Below are 18,777 nucleotides of genomic sequence, written 5' to 3'. Positions count from 1 at the left end.
ACATTGCGACAGCGGTCACGGCGTCGCCCCATCCTGTAGCGGCAGGGTTAAATTGACAATCCCTTCGTCAATTTGCACATCGACCTTGAACCCCAGCTTTTGAGCCAGTGTGACCATTCCGCGGTTATTCGGCATGGTAATGCCTGTCAGGCGGATCAGGCCTTGCGCTCGCGCATAGCCAATCATTTTCATCAAGAGCTGTCGGCCCAGACCCAGGCCTTTCAGATCGGAACGTACCAGTACGGCGAATTCGGCGTCGGTGTTGTCCGGATCTGACAGGGCGCGCGTCACGCCGATGATCTCTTCGCCATGGCGTACCGCTACGAAAGCCATTTCTCGATCGTAGTCGATTTGGGTCATGTTAGCCAAATCGTCGTGGCTAAACTCGTTGATCTCACTAAAGTAGCGGTAATAGAGATCTTCTTTGGTGACGCGGTCGATAAAGTGCTTCAGCGCCGGTTCATCCTCCGGCAGGATCGGGCGGAACAGGCATTGAGAACCGTCTTTTAATTCAATGGTTTCTTCCAGCTCATGGGGATAAGGGCGGATCGCCAGGCGCGCCTGTGGATCGCCACTGAAAGGCGTTAACTGCATGGAAACGTCCAGCAGGGTAAATTCGCTACCGGAGGCTAATACCGGATGAATATCGAGGCGTGAGATCTCTGGGCAGTCAAGGATCAGGTTGGAAACCTGCACCAACAGGCGGCTTAAGCCGGGGATATCAAGCGGCCGCAGCGCACTGCGCCCACGGATTTTGCCTCCTTTCACCGCCTGCAACACCAGATAACGCGCCAGCGCCATATTCAGCGGCGGCAGGGCAACGGCGACCTGGTTTTCCTTACGCCATTCAATGCCGCCTTCGCCGAGCATTATCAGCGGGCCGAAGGTGGCATCCTGTTCAACGGCAATCCGCAGCTCTTGTGCCCCGGCACGGTTGGCCATGCTTTGCACTAACAGACCGTGGATGCGCGCCTGCGGGTAAGTACGCTTCACCCGATCGAGGATCGCTTCCGCCGCACGCTGCACCTCGGTGGCGGTACGTAAATAAAGCATGACCCCCTGAACTTCGGATTTATGCGAGATATCCGGAGAGCGCAGCTTGAGCGCTACCGGGTAGCCAATCTGTTCGGCAATGTGCACCGCTTCGGCGCTGTCACTGGCAATCCAGGTTGGCAGGGTGCTGAGGCCGTAAGCCTGCAAAATCGGTTGGACTTCATGGGTATCCAACTGGCTCGCCCCTTCGGCCAATGCCTGATGGATTAACTGGTGCGCGGCAGCGGTATTGGCCGTAAGCCCAATCGGTAGCGCCGGAGTTTCCTTGAGCTGCTTCTGGTTACGGCGGTATTCCACCATATGCATAAACGCGGTGACCGCGCCTTCTGGCGTACGATAGGTTGGGATCCCGGCCTCGGTAAACAGGCGGCGGGCCTCCTGAGAGGAGTATTCGCCACACCAGTTGGTTAACAGCGTAATACGTTTCCCACGTGGGTGCTGGCGGATGGCCTCGATCAGCCGTTCGGCGGTCTCAGTGCCCGGAGAGGCGGCGCTAGGGGCATGGATCAGCAGCAGGGCGTCATAGTCGTGGCTGTCGAGCAGCGGTTGCAGAGCGGCCAGATAGCGCTTGGGGGTTGCATCATCACGCAGATCGATAGGATTTCCTGGCCGGATAAACTCCGGTAGGGCAGTGCTCAGCTTCTCCTGAGTCTCATCCGTCAACGTTGCCAGCTTACCGTTGCGGGAGAGTAATTGGTCCAGCGCCATGGCTGCGGGGGCCGCGCCGTTGCTGATAATCATTAGCCGCTCACCGCGTAGCGGGTGCATATGGCTCAAGGTTTCCACGGCGGAAAACAGCTCGTGAGTATCCTGTACACGTAGCAAACCGGCGCGTTGGATGGCCGCATCGTAGGCGGCGTCCAATCCCTGCTGGCTGTTGAGCAGTAGCTGCGCCTGTTGGCTACGGCCACTTTTGATCACCAGGATCGGCTTATTGCGTGAGGCACTGCGGGAGGCGGAAAGGAAACGCCGCGCGTCGTTGATGTTTTCCAGATACAGCAGAATGGCGCTGGTTTTGCTGTCGCGGGCCAGGAAGTCGAGCAGATCGTCGACGTCGATATCCAGGCTATCCCCTAACGCGATGAAGTAGGAGAAGCCAACCTCCCGTTGTTGCGCCCAGTCCAGAATGGTGTTCGCCACGGCGGCAGACTGGGAGATAAACGCCAGCTTGCCTTTCTGAATGGGGACCGGCGAAAAGCTGGCGTTGATACCTTGCCAAGGCGCCAGCAAGCCCAGGCTGTTTGGCCCCAGCAGGCGCATTGAGTAACGTTGTGCGGTGGCCTTCAGCTCGGCGAATTGTTCCACGGGGGAGGAAAGTACGATAGCGGTTTTGCAGCCGCGCTCACCCAGGGCTTCGATCAGTGCCAGGTTACGCTGGGCATTGGTACACAGCACGGCCAGATCGGGGGTCAGCGGCAGGCTGGCTACGTCGGGATAGGCCATCACGCCGCAGACAGCCTTGTAGCGAGGCGTGACCGGCAGTATCGGGCCGGTAAAACCGCCAGCCAGCAGATTGCGCATCATCAGGTAGCCAGCCCGGCCGGGCTGTTGGGAAGCGCCGAGCACGGCAATTGATTTGGGACGTAATAGCGCTTCTAACCCTCTCTGGCTCATGTGCGGCTCCTGCTCCTGATCGGTTTGCCTGAAAGAGGCAAATTATCGTCTGATTCTAGGCGCTTTGTGGCCGATTTGCTGTGACCGGTGCCTCTGGGCGGTGAGGTTTCCCGGCCAGATACTGTTCACGGAAGTAATTGAAATGTTGGCTCAGCCCGGTCGCGGCCTGTTCATCGCCTGCCTGTTGGAGCAGGGCGGCAGCGACTTCTGCCGTACAGTGCTGTTCGGGGCGGCTGGCAACACGTAGCAAATAGTCCGATGAGGCCAACACGTTCAGTGAAAAGACCGGGAACTGATTCAGATAGGGGCTTTTACGGAACATCTTGCGCGCTTCCGACCAGGTACCGTCGAGCATGATAAATAAAGGCGGCTTGCCACCGGTGGGCACGCTGCTAACCACCGGGCGATCCGCATCGGCATAAGAGGCCGGGAATACCACGTAGGGTTGACGAGTAGGATCGTTGATGGCTGCCAGCAGGCCCGGATCGACTTCGGTACGCGACCAGGTAAACGCCAGGGTATCAGGCAGGATATCGGCGATCAGGCGTCCGGTGTTGCTGGGTTTCAACGGTTCTGCGCCGAACATGATCAGGCAAAAGCGGCTGTTGGCCTGCTGCGGTTTGATGGTGGCACACAGGCAGTTTTGCTGCGGTAGCAAACAACCCTGACAGCGCACGGCGCGGCTACCTCTGGCCAGAAATGGGCGGGTGGCGCGGTCTAAACGGTCTTGGCGCAGACGAAGTACGGCGTTGTCAGTCATAACGATCCTGAAAAACCGCCATTGTAGCGCAGAAAAAAGCCCGGCGGGAGAGGCGCACGGGCTATCTAGGCGATGTTATGCCGACAACAACTGGCGGCATAGTAAGCGCTTTTGCGTTAAACTAGCTCGTTAAGCCAGTTATCGAACGGCGCTTTCGGCAACGCGCCGTTGAGCATATCGACCATCTTGCCTTCACGGAACACCATGATGGTAGGGATGCTGCGAATGCGGAAGCGGGCGCTCAACTCGGGTTCGGCTTCGGTGTTGACTTTCACGAAACGCACCTTGCCAGCACGCTCTTGTGCCACGTCTTCAAAGATCGGCGCGAAGCTGCGGCACGGGCCACACCACGGGGCCCAAAAATCGACCACGATCGGCAAGTCGTCTTGCAGGAGCTGGTCCAACGTGGCGGCGGTGGCGTTAATCACTTCACCGTCGAACAATTCATGGCCGCAGCGGCCACATTTAGCGCCGTCCGCCAGACGTTCTTCCGGCACGCGGTTGGTGGCATTACAAGCTGCACAAACTGTATTCATGGTTACCTCTGGGGCTGACGCAGCATGCTAGCCGCGTATATGTATCCTTAATGTTGCTTATTATCGGTAAAAGCGTGGCATTCGACCAAGTGATTTGTTCGATGAATTTGATAGATGCTAGCTTTTAGCGCAAGTTGGTGGCTTAGCGCACCAACATCAGGTAATCTTCGCGCCCTGCGCGTTGGTGGAGAAGACAATGAACGATTCATTTAGTGGCAAGAACGGTAAGGTTAAAGTGATGTTCGTCCGTAGTGACGACGATAGCGGCGACAACCGTAACAAGAATAAACGACCTGACGGCAAAGGCCGCCCGGCTGACAATGCACGCTCTGGCCGTGCCGGTCAGGATAAGGCGCGCGGTGGTGACCGTCGGGGTGCCGATCCCCGTCGCAGCAGCAGTGAAAGCGATCGTCCTCGCCGTCCGGCGCGCACCGAAGACAGCGGTGGTTATGAATCACCGTGGAAAACCGTGTCTCGTGCTCCGCAAGAAGAACCGGCATTCGATCATGGTGGCATCAGTGGCAAAAGCTTTATCGATCCTGAGCAGCTGCGCCGCCAACGTGCGGAAGAAACCCGTGTTTACGGTGAGAACGCCTGTAAAGCCCTGTTCGCCAGCCGTCCAGATGCCATCGTCCGTGCCTGGTTTGTGCAATCTGTAACCCCACGTTTCCGTGAGGCACTGCGTTGGATGGCGGCTAACCGCAAGGCTTACCACGTGGTGGATGAAGAGGAACTGGCCAAAGCGTCCGGTACCGAACATCACGGCGGCGTGTGCTTCCTGATTAAAAAGCGTCAAGGTCTGGATGCACAGGCTTACCTGCAGAATGCACCGGCCAAAGATTGCGTGCTGGCACTGGAAGAAGTGGGCAACCCACACAACCTGGGTGCGATCGTTCGTTCTTGTGCTCACTTTGGCGTGAACGGCGTATTGCTTCAGGATCCTGCGGTGCTGGAATCTGGTGCAGCGGTGCGTACGGCTGAAGGCGGGGCGGAACACATCAAGGCAATCAATGCCGATGACTTCCTATCCGTGCTGGATACGTTCCGCAAAGCGGGTTACACCATAGTCACCACCTCCAGCCATAAAGGCACGCCGTTGGCGCAGGCTAAACTGCCAACCAAGATGGTGCTGGTGTTGGGCCAGGAACGTGATGGCTTGAGTGACAGCGCTTGGCAACAGGGTGATATGAGCGTGTCTATCGGCGGGACTGGCAAAGTAGAAAGCCTGAACGTCTCGGTAGCGACCGGTATTCTGTTGGCAGATTGGTGGCGTCAGAACCAGGCGTAATGCTTTACGCGATTAAAATCCGATTAATGACAAAGCCCTGGCCGTAAAGCCAGGGCTTTGATCTATCAAAGTCAGTACAAAAATCGACTGGCTACTATGCTCAAAAAGATCCCTCCCCCTCATTCGTATTCATCTATACATATGCTAAGCATATCCTTATACTGTACAACATACGTACAGAAACCTGCCGTACTAGCGGCTTCTGTGTATAGGGTTTGCATGTATAAATAACTTCGGGAAGGATCACTATGAGAATTGTATCGGTATTTAAAAACGGCAATAACCGTGCTATCCGTTTGCCCCGAGATATGGACTTTGAAGGTGTCAGTGAACTGGAAATTACCCGTGAAGGCGATAGTATCATTCTGCGCCCGGTTCGCCCCAGCTGGGGCTCATTCCTGCAGGAAGAAAAGGCCGACGCGGACTTTATGACAGAGCGCGAGGAGATTGTCAGCGACGAGGGACGTTTTGAACTATGAACAAAACCTACATGCTGGATACCAATATTTGCTCCTTTATCATGCGTGAGCAACCAGAGGCCGTGATCAGACGCCTGGAGCAGGCAGTGATGCGCAATCACCGTATCGTGGTGTCGGCTATTACCTACGCCGAGATGTGTTTCGGGACTATTGGTAAAAAGGCCTCACCGCGCCACGCCCGGTTGGTTGAAGCGTTCTGTAGCCGTCTTGATGCGGTGCTGGCTTGGGATCGGGCTGCGGTTGATGCGACAACAAACATTAAGGCTACGCTTGCTGCGGCTGGCACACCTATTGGCCCCAATGATACCGCCATCGCTGGGCATGCCATTGCGGCCGGTGCGATTCTGGTAACCAATAACACGCGGGAGTTTGAGCGGGTAACAGATCTGATACTGGAGGATTGGGCAAAATAACAATGTGAGGAGATAGGTGTAAAATAAGTGCACTGAAAATATCTATACCTAATGTAACAGTCAGCTTTGTGCCAGAAGTGGACATTAATAATTTTATGCTGTATTTATTTTCGGGGAGCAAGTCAATGGAAGAAACAATGTCCGCTTCAGCGTACTAAGGAAATTTTTATGAATATGATATCATATTGGAAAAAAACCATTGAAATATATGTGGATGATGGTTTGGTTTTAATCATTGGACACTATGATCACAAAAATAAAAATAATGGCGGTGAAAAAGCATTGGGGGTTCATTGGGGCGACTACCCACAATCAAGAGGGATATTGAGTCCTTGCGTTATACCCGCTGCCACTCGCAGTGCAATTCTATCTGGCCTACTGCATCAAGCTGTAACTAATGGGAACTTGCAGCAGGTCAGCTCAATTACAAAGGCCATTGAGTTCTTTAGAGACTAAGAGTCTCTCTTACTGATCTGCTACTTTCTAACATAAGTATGCTGTAATGCCCGCTCTTAGCCGACAGTCAGATTTAATCATGTCCGACTACTGCCGTCAGGCCAAGTTGTGGTTAATACTACGACGTTAGCCTGTGTTCTGACAGTGCGCCCATGAGCTCTATAAAGTTGGCCAAAATCATCCAGTTTTATGGGGCGGTTCAAAGATGAACCGCCCCATATCACAGCAGATCCGAAAGGGTCTTCGCCACGCCCATAGGTTATTATGGGAGTAGTTCGATCAGTGGGCTCCGCCCCCGCCGCCCCCGGAACTGAACGGTGGTTTGGCGAACCAGACCAGCGCCAGCAAGATCAGGAACACCCCCGCCGAAAGCCAGAATATCTCGTTGGCCGAGATGATCAGCCCCTGCGCGGTGATCTCGTTGGCGATATACGCCGAAGCCTGCTGCTTGCTCATGCCGAGCTGCTCCAGCTTGCTGTACATCTCCTGCGACTGCGGGTTAAACGGATTCACAAACTCGCTCAGTTGCGAGTGATGCATCGCCTCCCGGCTGGTCCACAGCGTAGTGGTGATCGAGGTGCCGATAGAGCCCGCCAAGGTACGGGTAAAGTTCGACAGGCTCGATGCTGCCGCTATGCGATCCGGCGGCAACCCAGACAGGGTAATGGTCGTCAGCGGCATAAAGAAGCAGGCAATCGCAAAGCCCTGGAAGAACTGCGGCCAGGCGGAAGCGCCAAAATCCATCCCCGGCTCAAACGTGTAGGCGCGCCAGTAGAAGCACACGGCATACATGATGAAGCTGAAGGTGACCAAACGGCGCATATCCAGCCGATGACCGAAGCGGCCGATAATCGGTGACAAGATCACCGGCAGCAGCCCGATCGGCGCAGACGCCAAGCCGGCCCAGGTGGCAGTGTAGCCATATACCTCCTGTAGCAACTGTGGCAACAGCACGATCGCTCCGAAATACAGCATGTAGGCCAGGCTGATACACAGACAGCCGATGGTAAAGTTGCGCGATTTGAACAGCGACAAATCCACCACCGGGTGATCGTCCGTGAGCTCCCATACCACCAGGAACACCAACGCCACCACGGCCACGACGGTCAGGACAATGATCTCGGTCGAGTTGAACCAGTCCAGCTCCTTGCCCTGATCGAGCATGATCTGCAGCGCACCGATGCCAACCACCAGCAGTACCAGCCCGACGGTATCGATCGGTTTGATCTCGGTTTTGGTTTCCCTGCCTTTCAACGTCGACATCGCGACCAGGATCACAAACAGCCCAATCGGAATGTTGATGAAGAAGATCCAGCCCCAGTGATAGTTATCGCTGATATAGCCGCCCAGGATCGGCCCGAAAATCGGCGCGACGATCACGGTCATTGACCATAGCGCCAGGGCCATCGAACGCTTGGCGGGGGGATAGTTATTCAGCAACAAGCTCTGCGACAACGGGATCAGCGGCCCGGCGACGATGCCCTGGATCACGCGGAAGAAGATCAGCATGCCCAGACTGTTAGAGATACCGCACAGCCAGGAGGCCAGGGCGAACAGCGCCGTGGACCACAGGAACAGGCGAACTTCACCCACGCGTTTCGCCAACCAGCCGGTGATCGGAATGGAGATGGCGTTGGCCACCCCAAACGAGGTGATCACCCAGGTGCCCTGCGAGTTGGAAGACCCGAGGTTACCCGAGATGGTCGGTATCGCCACGTTGGCAATGGTGGAGTCCAGCACCTGCATAAAGGTCGCCATGGCGAGCGCGACCGTCATCCAGGCGAGCTGGGCACCTTCAAGCGGTTTCTGTGCCAAGGTAGCCTCCCGCTCGCTTAACCGGCGTTTGCATGGATCACATCGGCGATCATCTGATTCACCGGCGCCAGATCCAGCGTCAGCGCGTTGGTTTCAAACAGCGGTTTTTGGCGTACCGTATCGGAGAGCACCAGGCCGTCCAGATTGGTGGTGTCGACTTTGACCAGCGTAGAAAGACCGATACGCAGAGGATGCTCAGCAACCTGTTGCGCATCCAGTTCGATACGCACGGGTAAACGCTGTACCACTTTGATCCAGTTGCCGGTCGCGTTCTGTGCAGGCAACAGTGAGAACGCGCTGCCGGTACCCATATCGATACCCACGACCTTGCCTTTGAACACCACGTCGCTGCCGTACAGGTCACTTACCACGGTAGCCTCTTGGCCGATACGCATATTGGCGATCTGCGTTTCTTTAAAGTTGGCGTCCACCCAGACATGGTCCGGTGCCACTATGGCCATCAGAGGCGTTCCAGGGGAGATCTGTGCCCCCACCTGAACGCTACGGCGTGAAACGAAGCCGGTGATTGGGCTGACGATGCGGGTACGCTGCAGCGCCATCCAGGCGTCGCGCATCTGTGCGGCGGCTTGCAGCACGGCGGGCTGTTTATCCAACGGGGTATTCAGCACCATCGCCTGATTGGCATTATATTGCTGCACTGCGACTTCCAGTGCCGCTTTGGCATTGTCTACCGCGTCACGCGCATGTTGCAGCTCTTCGCGGCCAATGGCATCGGCGTTGCCCAGCACGATACGACGCTTGAGATCGTTTTCTACCTTGCTCAGCTCGGATTTGCGCAGCGCAATGTTAGCCTGATACTGCTTACCGTTGATCACCAACTGATGCGTTTGGCGCACGCTGTTGGCCAGCGCGGTTTTGGCCCGTTCAAACGCCTGTTCGGCGTCGGTAGGATCCAGCGTTAACAGCACATCGCCTTTGCGGACAAAGTCGGTGTTATCAAAGGTCACGCTGTTCACGCTACCGGAGACCTGTGCCATGATCTGCACCTGATTACCGGCCACGTAGGCATCGTCGGTTTCTTGGTGATGACGCAGCACCAGGAACCAATAAACTAAATAGGCCACCCCAATAATCACAAAAATAAACGTCAACAGCAGCAGCCAGAATTTACGCTGCCGTTTTTTGCCAGCCGGTTGCTGCGGGGTTTGAGTTTCCGCACTTGCACTCATGGTATTCTCCACGCTCTAAAATTATGCTTTAGGTTCCGCTGTCGCCGGGGCCTGGTAGCCACCCCCCAACGCGCGTACCAATGCTATCTTCGCCTGCATCAAGTTGCTGCTGGCATTCAGTTGTGCCTGTTGCTGCTGTAATAGCTGCGTCTGGCTGGTCAACAGTTCATCACGCCCAATAATTCCTGCCTGGTATTTGGCGTTGGCGACCCGGTACACATCCTGCATGGATTGGGAGGCAGAGGTTGCCTGCAGCAGCTGCTTGCTACTGCTCTGTTGAATGGTGATGGCGTCGGCCGTTTCCTGTAACGCATTGACGAGCGTTTGGTTATAGGAACCCACCGCCTGATCGTAGAGTGCAGACTCTTCACCCAGCTTGCTGCGTAGCGCACCGGCATGGAAGATTGGCAGGGAAATGGCTGGAACCACGCCCCACGCCTGGCTGGCGGCCTCAAACAGATTCGGGCTGGTGCCGCCGACGTTGGTGGTGGTCAAGCCAGCAAAGGCCGAGATCGACAGGCTAGGGTAAAACTCTTTGCGTGCCGCACTGACCCGTTGGTTATAGGACTCTACCAGTTGGCGCTGTGCCACGATGTCCGGGCGTTTACCCAGTAACTCTGCGGTGAGTTCGCCTTTGGGGGCTAACTGTTCTTCGCTTGGCATGGCCACCGGATGCAGAGACTGCATCGCATTCGGGCCAAGACCGGCCAGGGCGGCCAACTGGTGTTTGAGTTGTTCAATCTGTGACTGCAGCTGGATGATCTGCTGCTTGGCACTGTCTGCTTGTGCCTGGGTCTGTTGCGGGATTTCCACGCCGTAGATCCCGGCTTTATATTGCTTTTGGCGCAGGTCTGCCAGGCGTTGATTGTTATCCACCTCTTGTTGCAGCACATTCTCCAGCGCGTAATTCGCCTGTAACTGGTAATAGGCTGAAGCTACCGAACTGGTCAGCGTCAGAGCGGCCTGTGCCTGCTCGGCACGGGCTGCGTCGATCTGCGCTTTTGCCGCATTGACCTGATTGCGATATTTGCCCCACCAGTCAAACTCATAGGCCAGATTCAGGCCCAGGGAGTTAGAGGACTCATACACCGGGTTGGGCGGATAGCCAAAGCCCAGGTTGGTGTTTTGCGCCACACGCTGACGGTTGATGCTGGCATTCAGATCCAGGTTGGGGCCGTTGGCGGCACTGGCTTCACCTGCCACGCTTTGGGCTTCACGCACGCGAGCGCCCGCCTGTTGCAGCGAAGGCGAGTTTTGCAGCGTCTGGGTCATCAGGCTATCAAGCTGGGGATCGTTAAGCGTGCGCCACCATTGCGGGCTGATGGCAAGCGAGCTGACTTTCGGCTGGGCAAGCTGCAGCTGTTGCGGATCCATCATCTTGGATTGCGGGGCAATATTATCGGTAGATGCGCACCCCGCGAGCAACAGAACGGCGAACAGCGGGGTGAATCTCCAGTTTAACGGGGATCGCATAAAATGATTACCTGAACAGGAATTATTGGGATAACTGTTCTGAAACTTCCATCTGATCCAAACGGGTCAACAATTTGCGCGTCAGCGTTTCAAGCTGCTGCTGCTCCTCGTCGTTCAGCGTAGACCACAGAAAGTGCAGACATTTATGCTGCGGTGGCAGCAATTGTTCGAGAAACGCTTCCCCAGCCTGGGTCATATGCAGATGCAGGCAGCGGCGATCGTGATCGCTTTCCCGGCGCTCAATCCAACCGCGTTTCTCTAGTTCATCGGCAATGCGGGTGGCATTGGTGCGTGACGAACCCAGGGCCGAGCTTAGCTCAGAAGGCTGAATACTGTGGTTTTCCTGCGCATCCAGCGTAATGAGAGCCATAAACAAGGTTTCGTTGATTCCCTGTGCTTTCAGCATTTTATTGCGATTTTCCAACAGCTTGCCTTGCATATGCATGCACAGGCGGGTCAGCAGGATTTCCTGGTATGGAAAGTCTTTCTGACGTTTGGCGCGGAAATTCAGCATTTGCTCTATGGGGGTAAACGAGCTTTCCATAATTTAGTGCCTCATTAATTTCGTTCGGTATAGTAACGATAGTGATTAATAATGTAAATCTTCAGCCAAGGGAATAATTTAGCAATTCGTGTCATTTGTAAGTTGTTTGTAAATGCTTAACGCCACAGACTCTAAGGTCTTGTGATTGAAGGCACAAATTCTGCCGTTCCGCAGGCTGAGATAGGTAAGGTTTGTTTAAGTCACTGGGCGGGGCACTACGGCATCCTGCGGAGGGGATAGAAAGAAAACTTACCTGAGTAAGGTCGTTCATGGTGGTCCGGGGCGCAGGGTGCATAGGTCGCCAATAATTTACCGCGACAATATTACCAGAGTGTAAGTAATTTTCACACCCTGCGGCCTAATAAATTTCCTGGGTTATTATTTTCTTGCTAACTAGATAGTGGCCGGACCCTGCGGGTCATAGCGCTTGCCACGCCACCAGGTCAGCAGATTCAGTACGCATAATACGCCACCAATCGCCGCTACGCCGTTCCAACCAGCATGTTGATAAGCGGCGGCGGAAAGTACTGAACCCACGGCACCCCCGATAAAATAGCTGGTCATGTAACCGGCGGTCAGGCGATTACGCGCCTCCGGCATGATGCGATAAATCACGCTTTGGTTGGTGACATGCACCCCCTGTACCGCCAGATCCAGCACCAGAATGCCGATAATCAGCGCCCAGAGAGAGTACGGGGCCAACGCAATCGGGATCCAGGACAGCAGCAACAGCACCAATCCGACGCTGGTGGTTAGCCCTGCTTTGCCCTTATCGGCCAGATGACCGGCACGTGAGGCAGCCAAGGCGCCAGCAGCACCCACTAGACCAAATAGCCCAATTACGCCTTCGGAATAGCTGAACGGTGGGGAAGCCAGCAGGAAAGCCATTGAGGTCCATAGCACGCTGAAGTTGGCGAACGACAAAGCGCCAATGATCGCGCGGGTACGCAGCAACGGGGTGAAGCAGAACAGGGAAAAGATGGATTTCAGCAACTGCGGGTAGTTCAGGCCGGAATGCAGCTTATAGCGTGGCAAGGCGCGCCACAGCAGCAGGGCCATCAGGATCATCAACACGCTGGCCACCCAGTAGATGGTCCGCCAGCCGCCGAGGGCCGCTAAAGCACCGGCGACGGTACGTGCCAGCAGAATGCCGAGCAGCAGGCCGCTCATGATCACACCGACGGTTTTACCGCGTTTTGCCGGGTGCGCCAAGGTGGCGGCGAGTGGCACTAAAAGCTGGGCCACGACGGAGAACAAGCCGGTAAGGGCCGTTCCGAGGATCATCATCGATAGGGTGCTGGAGGATGCGGTGATCAGCATGCCCCCGGCGGCTAACAGCGTCATAAAGACGATCAGCCCGCGGCGCTCAAACATATCGCCCAACGGCACCAGAAACAGCAGGCCAACCGCATAGCCTAGCTGGGCAGCGGTGACGATAAATCCGGCCTGGTTAACCGAGAGATTAAAGTTTTGTGCGATGGTTTCCAGCAGCGGCTGGGCGTAGTAGTTGCTGGCAACCGCCAGGCCGGTGGCCATCGCGATTAACAGCGTCAGTGCAGGGCTAAGCCCCGGGTGTTCGGTTGGTTGGTTCATAGGTCTTCAATAATGGAAATCTGTGATCGAAGTATCAGGCAGAATAGAATGTTAAACCAATGTATAATTTTCATCTAATCCATCTCATTTCGCGATAGATAGCATGAATCTAAAACAGATCCGTTATGCCCTGGCGGTGGCCGAGGAGCAGAGCTTTACCCGTGCTGCACAGCGCTGCCATACGGTGCAGTCTGCCCTGAGTCATCAGGTCGCCAAGCTGGAAGAAGAACTCGGTTGTACGCTGTTTGAGCGCACTTCGCGTCGCGTTGAGCTGACCACCGCTGGCCGGGCTTTCATTCAACCGGCGCAGCGGTTGTTGGCCGCCAAGCAGACGTTGGTAGAGGAAGTGGTGGCGGCCGCTGGTACGGTATCCGGTACGCTGACGATTGGCACTATTTCAACCATCAACGCGATTGACCTCACCGAAAGGCTGGGGGAATTCCACCGTCATCATCCGGCGGTGAATATCCGGCTGTACGTTGGCATTAGCGAGGTGTTGCTGGAAGATATTCGCCAGCAGAAGACCGATGTGGCATTTGTTGGCATCTGGCCGGGCGATAAAGACATGCTGCCAGAGTCGCATCGCCAGTTGACCGATGAGCCGCTGGTGGCGTTGGTGGCCGCAGAACATGCTCTGGCGGGGTATCAACGTATCAATCTGCAAACGCTATCAGAAGTGCCGCTGGTGGATTTCTATAGCGGAACCGGGGCACGGCGGCAGACCGACCGGGCCTTCCAGGCGGCAGGGATCAAACGCCATGTGAGCTTTGAGATCGACCATATCGAATGGTTGGAGAATCTGGTACGGCGAGGTTTGGCGGCGGGAATAGTGCCAATTTCCACCGCCCAGCGTTTGAGTTCGCTGGTGGCTATTCCGATCGTCGATGGTCCACGTCGTCAGGTGTATTGCGTGTGGAACTCACCTCTGTCGAAGACGGCCGAACGATTTTTACAGTTTACCGAGATGATGTTGCCGGAATGAGGGCGCAGCGTCTATGCCGCGCCCATGGGGCTATTATGACTTGGCGGCTTCAGCGGCGGTTTTCACCCAGCCGTCAAACGTGGCTTGGTGAGCCTTGATCCAGCCATTGACATGGTTTTGGATATCAGCCTCGGAGGACTGGCCTGCATGCATCCGCAGGTTCTGCGCGTTGACGTCGGCAATCGGCAGTTTCATGATGGCAAACAGCTTGGCGGCGGCAGGGTTGGCCTGCGCCCACTGCTTATTGGCGGCAATATGCATGTTGTTGACCGGGAAGCCATAGTTGGCCCCGTTCGGCAGCTTGGTATCGACATCTTTCAGCTCGCCAGGCAGGGAAGAGAACGGCACCTGTAGCCAGACAACGTCACGCCCTGGCACCATCACATCGCTGACCCAGTACGGCGTCCAGGTGTAATACAGCACCGGCTTGCCCTCTTTGAAGCGGGTGATGGTATCGGAGATCATGGCGGCGTAGTTGCCCTGATTATGCTCCACGGTTTTGCCCAAGCCATAGGCGTCAATATGGTGATTAATCACCGTTTCACAGCCCCAGCCCGGGGTACAGCCGGTCAAGTCGGCCTTGCCGTCACCGTTGGTATCAAACAGCTTGGCAATTTTCGGATCTTTTAGTTGCTCAACGTTGGTAATGTGATACTTGTCGGCGGTTTTTTTGTCGATCAGGTAGCCCTGAGCGGCACCGCTGACGTAAGCCCCTTCACGATAGAATTTTTTATCGCCCCCGGCGGCCTGATACTGATCGGCGTGCAACTGATCCCAGTTCACTGCCAGAAAAGTGGCATCCCCTGCGGCGATGGAAGTGTAGGCCACGTTGTAGTCCACCTCACGTGGCTCTTTGACGTCATAACCGAGTTTTTCCAATGCCTTGCTGACCAGCAGCGTTTGGAAGGTCTCCTCGGAGATGGTGCTCTGTATCGGTTGTACCGAAATACCTTTTCCTGGCAAATCAGCAGCGGAAGCAACCTGTGAACCAAGCAGTGTGGTAAGGGCAATCGCCCAGATCCCTGTAGTGCGCATAGTTTTTCCTCTGTTATTGATGTTGTTTGGAGATAGCCCGCCAGGGCAGTAAGCCGCTGGCGGGTAGAACGATCAGGCTTTTTTGATAAACGGGCGAGCGATCAACCCGATTGGGCCGTGGGTATACCAGCGGCCTAGCCCTTTACTGCGGCGATCGCGCCCCAGTGACTGGGTGAGGCGATCGAGAATAATGGCCAGAATAACGATACCGACGCCACCTACGGCGGCCAGCCCCATATCCAGGCGGCCAATACCACGCAGCACCATCTGGCCCAGACCGCCTACGGCGATCATCGAGGCGATAACCACCATCGACAGCGCCAGCATCAGCGTCTGGTTAACCCCGGCCATAATGGTTGGCATGGCCAGTGGCAACTGCACTTTAAACAGCAGCTGGCGCGGGCTGGAGCCGAAGGATTCGGCGGCTTCGATCAGATCTTCCGGCACCTGTTTGATGCCCAGGATCGTCAGACGTACGATGGGCGGCAGGGCGAAGATGATCGTGACGACCACCCCCGGCACGTTACCGATACCGAACAGCATGACGATCGGCACCAGATAGACGAAGGCTGGTGTGGTCTGCATGGCATCAAGCAGTGGCCGGATCACCTTGGCGGCATGTTTGCTGCGGGCCAGCCATATGCCCAACGGCAGGCCGATCAGGATGCAGAAGAACAGGGCAGTGAGCACCAGCGCCAGCGTGACCATTGCCTGTGACCAGGCCCCGATAGCGCCGATGGCGACCAATGAAAGCAGCGTGGCGGCCCCCATGCCGAGGCTGGATATCTGCCAGGCGATCAGCGAGAACAGCAAAATGGCGACTGGAGCAGGCATACCCAGCAAAAACTGCTGGAAACCGCTGAGGATGAAATCTACCGGCACGCGAATGCCCTGGAACAGCGGACGGAAGTGCAACACCAGCCAATCAATGGCGTGGGTGACCCAGCTGTCAAACGGCACCCAAGCCTTGTGGAACGGATCCAGCAAGCTAAAGTGCTCGGGCTCCACTGGGGCGCTGTTAAGCCAGTCAGCGCCCGATGCGGCCTGATTAGCGGCATCGTGGGGTACGCTGTCTGCCGGTGCGCCGGTTGACCAGGGATCGCTGCTGGTAGCAGCCTGAGTTGCCGGGGCGTCGTTAGGGGATGTGGCAGCTGTTGCCCATGGATCCTGATAATCACTCATTCGTAGGGCCCTCTTTATCTAAAGCCTGCAGCAGCATGCCTTTGGAAATGATACCGATATAGTTGTTGTCTTCCCCGACCACCGGCACGGCGCAAGGAGCCTGTGCGACCAGTGAGATCAGTTCGCTCAGCGGCATATCCGCCGGAACGGGCAGTGGGGCATCCAGCAAGGCGTCGTCCAGCGTTTGATTGGCCGCCAGCGCCTGCTTGAGAGAGTCTATCGATACCACGCCGATAAATTTCTGGCCGCGTTCAAGCACGTAGCCATAGTCACGGTCTTCATCACGCAGGATCTGCAACGCAGAGCGCGGACCAAAACCGGGGGTCTTACGGATCAGGGTCACCGGGCGACGTTTGGCGATATCTTTGGCACTGAAAACGTGGCTGATATCGACGCCGCGGAAGAAGGTGCGCACATAATCGTTGGCCGGATTATTTAATATTTCATCCGGGGTCCCCACCTGGATCACTTCGCCGCCTTGCATAATGGCAATGCGATCGCCAATACGCATCGCTTCATCCAGATCGTGGGAAATAAAGACGATGGTGCGCTGATGTTTCGCCTGTAATTTGACGAGCTCATCCTGCATCTCGGCACGAATTAATGGGTCCAGCGCAGAGAAGGCTTCATCCATTAACAATATATCCGGATCGTTAGCCATGGCGCGGGCTAAGCCGACACGCTGGCGCATACCACCGGACAGTTCATCGGGATAGGCATTGGCATAATTTTCCAGCCCAACCTGACGCAAAGCGTCCAGCGCTTTTTCCTGGCGTTCCTGTAAAGGAATACCCGCTAATTCCATGCCGAAGGCGGTATTATTTAATACGTTCATATGCGGCATTAAAGCGAATGACTGGAACACCATGCTGATCTTATTACGCCGCACGGTGCGTAGCGCAGCATCGGATATTTTGGATATATCCTCGCCGTCAATCAGCACCTCACCGCGGGTGGGTTCTATCAGACGATTGAGAAGGCGTACCAGGGTGGATTTACCGGAACCGGAAAGCCCCATGATGACAAATATCTCGCCTTCTTCAATGGCCAGAGAGGCGTTCTTGACGCCCAGTGATAACCCCGTTTTTTCCAGCAGTTGGTCTTTCGTCAAACCTTTGTCTATCAGCTTAAATGCGCGTTCCGGGTGCTCACCAAATATCTTATATAAATTTTTAACTTCTAGTTTAATTGCCATGCAATTCGCTGTTTCCTTTGGTTTATTATCAAACGCTAAAATTGTCCTAATAGAAAATAAGAGTGCCCTATACCCTAACACACTGACATTCTGAGACAACCCTCAATGTTCATATCGCAGGATTTTTCTGGTGATACCCGGTTTGATGATTGGGTATAATTACCCGGTTTTTACGCGGTTATTTAACCGTAATGAGCAATGGGTAATGGCAGGATATATTGGTGACTATGGCAACTATTGGCAGGGAATGTTGGCAGTGTCAAACGGGTAATTAATGCACGCATGGTAAAGTTCTGCGTGCATTGAGGAACGGCAGGAAAATCAGCAGATTTACCACCGTGGATCAGAGCGTGGGTTCGTCGCTGCTGGTGGGAATAACGACCAGTTCCACTTGCTGCTGCTGTAACACCGATCCCATTGCTGAGGGGGGAGGTAGGTCGGTAAATAACGCGGTCGCCTGTCGGGTATTGCCGATTTCTACTGCCGCCGAAGCATGGAACTTGGTGTGGTCCGCAGCCAGCAGAATATGACGTGAGTGTGCCATCATCGCTTTCACCACGCTGGACTCATTCACGTCAAATTCCAACAGATCGCCGTTGGCTTCGATTGCCCCTACGCTGGTGATCAGATAGTCGGCGCGAAAGCCTTCCACAAAGCTTACGGCGCTGGGGCCGATGATACCGCCGTTATTGGGGCGCAGCGTACCGCCCGGCACCATCACTTCGAACTCGGTGTTTTTATACAGGATATGCGCCACCCGCAGGCTGTTGGTAATGATGCGCAGATGGCTGTGGTTCATCAGCGCCCGGGCAACATGCTCAACGGTGGTGCCGATGGTGATAAAAATGGTGGAACGATCGGGAATATAATCGGCAATGGCCTCCGCAATGGCTATCTTCTCTTGCGTGTAAGAGAGTTCCCGTTGCTCAAAGGCCGTGTTGACCACACTAGAGGCACGGCCTGCCCCGCCATGATGGCGGCTAATCAGCCCCTGCTCGCTCAGTTTGCGGATATCGCGCCTGACCGTCTGCGTTGACACTTCCAGCAATTGCGCCAGCTCGTCGATGTTCATATAGCCGCGCTTGGCGATCAACTGGATCAGCTGATCGTGGCGTGGGTTGCCGGTAAGTTCAGTCAGACTCATGCTCCACTCCCTTAATATTGTCATC

General features: G+C 55.5%; 17 protein-coding genes. 5 read left to right on the top strand and 12 right to left on the bottom strand.

Translation table 11 applies throughout. The features are described 5' to 3' along the window. Positions 1 to 15: 15 nt before the first annotated feature. The 3 genes from KGP17_RS20955 to trxC form a co-directional block, all read right to left on the bottom strand. Positions 16 to 2,667 (bottom strand): bifunctional acetate--CoA ligase family protein/GNAT family N-acetyltransferase, encoded by a 2,652-nt coding sequence (locus tag KGP17_RS20955; RefSeq protein WP_223498274.1) that lies wholly within the window; start codon positions 2,665 to 2,667, stop codon positions 16 to 18. 55 nt (positions 2,668 to 2,722) lie between these two features. After that, a complete protein-coding gene (locus KGP17_RS20950; RefSeq protein ID WP_223498273.1) occupies positions 2,723 to 3,427 on the bottom strand; it encodes a tRNA-uridine aminocarboxypropyltransferase in 705 nt (234 codons plus the stop codon). Between the two features lie 116 nt (positions 3,428 to 3,543). Next, positions 3,544 to 3,963 (bottom strand): thioredoxin TrxC, encoded by a 420-nt coding sequence (gene trxC / locus KGP17_RS20945; RefSeq protein ID WP_094981235.1) that lies wholly within the window; start codon positions 3,961 to 3,963, stop codon positions 3,544 to 3,546. 196 nt (positions 3,964 to 4,159) lie between these two features. Between trxC and KGP17_RS20940 the strand changes: the two genes are divergently transcribed. The 4 genes from KGP17_RS20940 (at position 4,160) to KGP17_RS20925 (ending at position 6,599) form a co-directional block, all read left to right on the top strand. Continuing rightward, positions 4,160 to 5,251 carry a tRNA/rRNA methyltransferase gene (locus KGP17_RS20940; protein ID WP_021178989.1) on the top strand — a complete coding sequence of 364 codons (1,092 nt, stop codon included), beginning with the start codon at positions 4,160 to 4,162 and terminating at the stop codon, positions 5,249 to 5,251. 248 nt (positions 5,252 to 5,499) lie between these two features. After that, positions 5,500 to 5,730: a type II toxin-antitoxin system VapB family antitoxin gene (gene vapB, locus KGP17_RS20935; RefSeq protein WP_223498272.1), complete on the top strand. Its 231-nt coding sequence runs from the start codon at positions 5,500 to 5,502 to the stop codon at positions 5,728 to 5,730. After that, positions 5,727 to 6,143, top strand: coding sequence for a PIN domain-containing protein (locus KGP17_RS20930; protein WP_223498271.1), 417 nt, complete (start codon positions 5,727 to 5,729; stop codon positions 6,141 to 6,143). The genes vapB and KGP17_RS20930 overlap by 4 nt, the downstream gene beginning before the upstream one ends. A gap of 168 nt (positions 6,144 to 6,311) precedes the next feature. Continuing rightward, positions 6,312 to 6,599, top strand: a complete 288-nt coding sequence (locus KGP17_RS20925) for a hypothetical protein (protein ID WP_223498270.1) — start codon at positions 6,312 to 6,314, stop codon at positions 6,597 to 6,599. Between the two features lie 279 nt (positions 6,600 to 6,878). On the opposite strand, the gene emrB is transcribed toward KGP17_RS20925, so the two are convergent. From emrB to KGP17_RS20900, 5 genes are all read right to left on the bottom strand, one after another. After that, positions 6,879 to 8,375 carry a multidrug efflux MFS transporter permease subunit EmrB gene (emrB, locus tag KGP17_RS20920; protein WP_235050830.1) on the bottom strand — a complete coding sequence of 499 codons (1,497 nt, stop codon included), beginning with the start codon at positions 8,373 to 8,375 and terminating at the stop codon, positions 6,879 to 6,881. A gap of 56 nt (positions 8,376 to 8,431) precedes the next feature. Then, complete coding sequence (gene emrA, locus KGP17_RS20915) at positions 8,432 to 9,604, bottom strand: multidrug efflux MFS transporter periplasmic adaptor subunit EmrA (RefSeq protein WP_024484847.1); 1,173 nt, start codon at positions 9,602 to 9,604, stop codon at positions 8,432 to 8,434. A 21-nt stretch (positions 9,605 to 9,625) separates the two neighbouring features. Then, the gene (locus tag KGP17_RS20910; protein WP_223498269.1) at positions 9,626 to 11,077 is read right to left on the bottom strand and encodes an efflux transporter outer membrane subunit; all 1,452 of its coding nucleotides are present in this window, start codon (positions 11,075 to 11,077) and stop codon (positions 9,626 to 9,628) included. 22 nt (positions 11,078 to 11,099) lie between these two features. After that, positions 11,100 to 11,621 carry a transcriptional repressor MprA gene (gene mprA / locus KGP17_RS20905; RefSeq protein WP_021807601.1) on the bottom strand — a complete coding sequence of 174 codons (522 nt, stop codon included), beginning with the start codon at positions 11,619 to 11,621 and terminating at the stop codon, positions 11,100 to 11,102. Between the two features lie 393 nt (positions 11,622 to 12,014). After that, a complete protein-coding gene (locus KGP17_RS20900; protein WP_115160023.1) occupies positions 12,015 to 13,214 on the bottom strand; it encodes an MFS transporter in 1,200 nt (399 codons plus the stop codon). A 103-nt stretch (positions 13,215 to 13,317) separates the two neighbouring features. On the opposite strand from KGP17_RS20900, the gene KGP17_RS20895 reads away from it, so the two are divergent. After that, positions 13,318 to 14,196 carry a LysR family transcriptional regulator gene (locus KGP17_RS20895; protein WP_094981231.1) on the top strand — a complete coding sequence of 293 codons (879 nt, stop codon included), beginning with the start codon at positions 13,318 to 13,320 and terminating at the stop codon, positions 14,194 to 14,196. 33 nt (positions 14,197 to 14,229) lie between these two features. On the opposite strand, the gene proX is transcribed toward KGP17_RS20895, so the two are convergent. The 4 genes from proX to KGP17_RS20875 all read right to left on the bottom strand — a co-directional run bounded on the left by proX (position 14,230) and on the right by KGP17_RS20875 (position 18,752). Next, on the bottom strand, positions 14,230 to 15,231 hold the full coding sequence (gene proX, locus KGP17_RS20890; protein ID WP_223498268.1) for a glycine betaine/L-proline ABC transporter substrate-binding protein ProX: 1,002 nt from the start codon (positions 15,229 to 15,231) through the stop codon (positions 14,230 to 14,232). A gap of 72 nt (positions 15,232 to 15,303) precedes the next feature. Beyond that, entirely contained in the window at positions 15,304 to 16,413 is a 1,110-nt protein-coding gene (gene proW / locus KGP17_RS20885; RefSeq protein WP_021807605.1) for a glycine betaine/L-proline ABC transporter permease ProW, read from the bottom strand. Beyond that, positions 16,406 to 17,608: a glycine betaine/L-proline ABC transporter ATP-binding protein ProV gene (gene proV, locus KGP17_RS20880; RefSeq protein ID WP_021807606.1), complete on the bottom strand. Its 1,203-nt coding sequence runs from the start codon at positions 17,606 to 17,608 to the stop codon at positions 16,406 to 16,408. The genes proW and proV overlap by 8 nt, the downstream gene beginning before the upstream one ends. 343 nt (positions 17,609 to 17,951) lie before the next feature. Then, positions 17,952 to 18,752, bottom strand: a complete 801-nt coding sequence (locus KGP17_RS20875) for a DeoR/GlpR family DNA-binding transcription regulator (protein WP_094981230.1) — start codon at positions 18,750 to 18,752, stop codon at positions 17,952 to 17,954. Positions 18,753 to 18,777 lie beyond the last annotated feature (25 nt).

The sequence above is a fragment of the Serratia sp. JSRIV001 genome (assembly GCF_019968745.1).
GTDB lineage: Bacteria > Pseudomonadota > Gammaproteobacteria > Enterobacterales > Enterobacteriaceae > Chania > Chania fonticola_B.
Note: the sequence above shows the minus strand (reverse complement) of the source record. Positions and strands in the feature narration are given on the sequence as shown.

Coding starts and splice junctions, on each gene's coding strand:
- KGP17_RS20875 (WP_094981230.1), bottom strand. CDS start 18,752: ATGAGTCTGACTGAACTTACCGGCAACCCACGCCACGATCAGCTGATC.
- KGP17_RS20910 (WP_223498269.1), bottom strand. CDS start 11,077: ATGCGATCCCCGTTAAACTGGAGATTCACCCCGCTGTTCGCCGTTCTG.
- trxC (WP_094981235.1), bottom strand. CDS start 3,963: ATGAATACAGTTTGTGCAGCTTGTAATGCCACCAACCGCGTGCCGGAA.
- KGP17_RS20895 (WP_094981231.1), top strand. CDS start 13,318: ATGAATCTAAAACAGATCCGTTATGCCCTGGCGGTGGCCGAGGAGCAG.
- proV (WP_021807606.1), bottom strand. CDS start 17,608: ATGGCAATTAAACTAGAAGTTAAAAATTTATATAAGATATTTGGTGAG.
- KGP17_RS20950 (WP_223498273.1), bottom strand. CDS start 3,427: ATGACTGACAACGCCGTACTTCGTCTGCGCCAAGACCGTTTAGACCGC.
- KGP17_RS20925 (WP_223498270.1), top strand. CDS start 6,312: ATGAATATGATATCATATTGGAAAAAAACCATTGAAATATATGTGGAT.
- KGP17_RS20940 (WP_021178989.1), top strand. CDS start 4,160: ATGAACGATTCATTTAGTGGCAAGAACGGTAAGGTTAAAGTGATGTTC.
- emrB (WP_235050830.1), bottom strand. CDS start 8,375: ATGACGGTCGCGCTCGCCATGGCGACCTTTATGCAGGTGCTGGACTCC.
- KGP17_RS20930 (WP_223498271.1), top strand. CDS start 5,727: ATGAACAAAACCTACATGCTGGATACCAATATTTGCTCCTTTATCATG.
- proX (WP_223498268.1), bottom strand. CDS start 15,231: ATGCGCACTACAGGGATCTGGGCGATTGCCCTTACCACACTGCTTGGT.
- vapB (WP_223498272.1), top strand. CDS start 5,500: ATGAGAATTGTATCGGTATTTAAAAACGGCAATAACCGTGCTATCCGT.
- KGP17_RS20955 (WP_223498274.1), bottom strand. CDS start 2,667: ATGAGCCAGAGAGGGTTAGAAGCGCTATTACGTCCCAAATCAATTGCC.
- KGP17_RS20900 (WP_115160023.1), bottom strand. CDS start 13,214: ATGAACCAACCAACCGAACACCCGGGGCTTAGCCCTGCACTGACGCTG.
- proW (WP_021807605.1), bottom strand. CDS start 16,413: ATGAGTGATTATCAGGATCCATGGGCAACAGCTGCCACATCCCCTAAC.
- emrA (WP_024484847.1), bottom strand. CDS start 9,604: ATGAGTGCAAGTGCGGAAACTCAAACCCCGCAGCAACCGGCTGGCAAA.
- mprA (WP_021807601.1), bottom strand. CDS start 11,621: ATGGAAAGCTCGTTTACCCCCATAGAGCAAATGCTGAATTTCCGCGCC.